General features: G+C 29.4%; 2 protein-coding genes and 1 pseudogene. All 3 read left to right on the plus strand.

What is annotated here, in order from left to right; all coding sequences use genetic code 11:
- A pseudogene (locus KHW44_RS08400) lies at nucleotides 1-206 on the plus strand (RluA family pseudouridine synthase); the annotation flags it as partial.
- A 348-nt stretch (nucleotides 207-554) separates the two neighbouring features.
- Nucleotides 555-1799: a zinc ribbon domain-containing protein gene (locus KHW44_RS08405; RefSeq protein WP_304068378.1), complete on the plus strand. Its 1245-nt coding sequence runs from the start codon at nucleotides 555-557 to the stop codon at nucleotides 1797-1799.
- Between the two features lie 91 nt (nucleotides 1800-1890).
- Nucleotides 1891-2514 carry a YtxH domain-containing protein gene (locus KHW44_RS08410; RefSeq protein ID WP_304068382.1) on the plus strand — a complete coding sequence of 208 codons (624 nt, stop codon included), beginning with the start codon at nucleotides 1891-1893 and terminating at the stop codon, nucleotides 2512-2514.
- Nucleotides 2515-2601 lie beyond the last annotated feature (87 nt).

The following is a 2601-nucleotide window of genomic DNA, read 5'->3' on the forward strand; positions in this document are numbered from 1 at the left end:
TTGTGACAGGTAGAACTCATCAAATAAGAGTAAGCATGGAATATATTAATTGTCCAATAGTCGCAGATAGTTTGTACGGAGAAAAAATAGAAGGATTTTCTCAAATGCTACATGCAAATGAAATAGAATTTGTCGATATGAAAAGAAATAAGCATATTATTACGACAGAAATTCCACAAAGATTTAATAAATTTTTAAATAATTAATCTTACTTGAAAACACTTTTATGTTGTAGTATAATTAAATTAACCTCAGAAGAGGAACCCTGAAAAATTAAACCGACACACACTATAAGGGATGACGGACGTTCAATAATTGATGACGAGCCCTCTTTGAAGGGATGTCAGATGTTTGAGACAGTCAACCCACCTTCACATACTGAAGGTCATTAATTGATTAGGGTCTTCTGAGGATATTTTGAAAATAAAAGCGATTTCGCTTCTTAGCATGGGACAAAATCTCATGCTTTTTTCTTATGTGTTTAATTTGAGATTATCTATTCACTAAAGTAGTATGAGAATGTATAATATATGATAGATAAGGTGAGTGATATTATGAAAGATTCTAATTTAAAGAAATGCCCAAATTGTAATTCATTTGTTGGCGTTGAAGATAGATTTTGTAGAGTTTGTGGTCATGATTTTTCAAAAGATGATGATTTTTCTTCTGAAGGAAAAACATTTGAGGATTTTTTGTTAGAGGCTTCTAAATTTAGAAGCGAAACTCAAAATCACAATCTTGGTTTTATAAAAAAAGAAAAAGATAGTTCAACAGATAATGAGAAAAATTATTCTAAGATAGATAATGACTCTAATCAAGATACAACTGACAGATTAAATGTAGTGGATATTGAATCTGAATCATTGAAAGAAGAAAGAGAAAAAGCATTCCAAGAAACAAACAACGATTATAATGATTACTACGATTATTATGATTATGAGGATGATGAAAAATCATCGATATTTAAGAAAATTATATTTGCAGTTATTGGTGTGGCTTTATTAATTGGTATTGTTTTTGGTGTTAAATACATAAAACCTATGTTCCAAGAAAATCTAGCTGAAAAGACCATTACAGCAGAATCTGTAAAAGGTAAGTTCATACAATCAGTTCAAACTAAATCCTCAGAACAAATGATGAGTATTGTGAAATCATCAAATCAATCTGTACCATTCAGAAACAAAGATGCGGAAGAGTTTATCAACGAAATAAATTCTAACCCTGAGTATCAAGCTACTATATTAAAATGGTTAGAAGATGATGAAGCAAACTTAAAATCGGATAAATCTTATAAAAGTACTAACCCATTAAAAATGGTAAAGGAAAACGACGGATATAAAATTTTGATTGATCCTATAAAGGTAACGATAGAAAATCCAGAAAATGCAAAGTTGAGTTTAGAAAATGCTTCAGAATACGCATTTCCAGGAAAGAAAATTTTATTGATTGAATCTAATGATTTAACTTTGAGACAAAATTATGATTTATCTTTCTTCTCAAAGAATGGTGCGATTAATTGGGATATTGTAGATATTAATAAAACATTGCCTGATTTTGATGTAACAAGTGGTGAGAAGAATTACGAAATCAGAAAAACAATAGATGATGATTGCCTTGTATTTGTAAATGACAAAAACACTGGACTTACTACTGAAAAGTTTAATGAAAAAGGCAGAAAGAATTTAACGGAAGACCAAGATTTTGTAAGAATGGTTGCCAAAGGGAAAAATGGTTTATTGAAATCACCAAAACAAACTGTTGGCTGGGAAACTTGGGTTAGATTGTATCTAAAAGATTAAAATTTTATAAATAATTCACTAATAATGTTTGAGATATGAGATTAGAGGGTATACAATAAACATAAGAAAAATTATTTAAGGAGATGTTATTATGAGTTTAATGGATTATTTAGAACATAAAAGAAGAGAAAAAGAAAGACAAATCAAATGGGAAATTGCTAAACGTAAATATGAAGACGAAGCTAAAATTACTTTAGGTACAGTTATTGGGGCTTCATTAGGTTTGGCAGCAGGATTATTATTGGCACCTAAATCAGGTGAAGAAACTAGAAAAGATATCAAAAAATTTGCAGAAGAAACAAAAAAAACAGCAGTAAATAACTTTAACGATGCAGTAGATACTGTAAAATTAACTGCTGACAATGTAACAGACAGTGTTAAAGACAAATATCAAGATTTCCAAGATAGAGGAATGACTGAATTAAATAGAGTTTCTGATCAATTTGACGAAGTTAAAAATGATTTGGGAGTTCTTGGTGAAGATCTTAAAGAAGTAGTTAAAAAAGACGGAAAAGAAATCAAAGAAGATGTTAAAGACACTAAAGATCAAGTAAAAGATTCTGCAGAAAAAGTTGGCGAATCAGCTAAAAAAGTAGCAGAAGAAGCAAAAGACGGTGCAGAAAAAACTGTCGAAGAAGGAAAAAAACAAGCAAAGAAAACTGCAGACACTGCAAAAGAAGAAGCAAAAGAAGTAAAAAAAGAAATCAAAAAGTAGGTAAGAAATGGTAGATGCTTTATATATATTTAAAATAATATTATATATTTGTTTATCTGGATTCTTAATTGCTTTAATCGTATTTTT

This window comes from Finegoldia magna (genome assembly GCF_018371055.1).
GTDB classification, from domain to species: Bacteria; Bacillota; Clostridia; order Tissierellales; family Peptoniphilaceae; genus Finegoldia; species Finegoldia magna_I.

Bases quoted from the DNA above. Each gene is read 5' to 3' on its own strand.
- KHW44_RS08405 (WP_304068378.1), top strand. From the start codon at position 555: ATGAAAGATTCTAATTTAAAGAAATGCCCAAATTGTAATTCATTTGTT.
- KHW44_RS08410 (WP_304068382.1), top strand. From the start codon at position 1,891: ATGAGTTTAATGGATTATTTAGAACATAAAAGAAGAGAAAAAGAAAGA.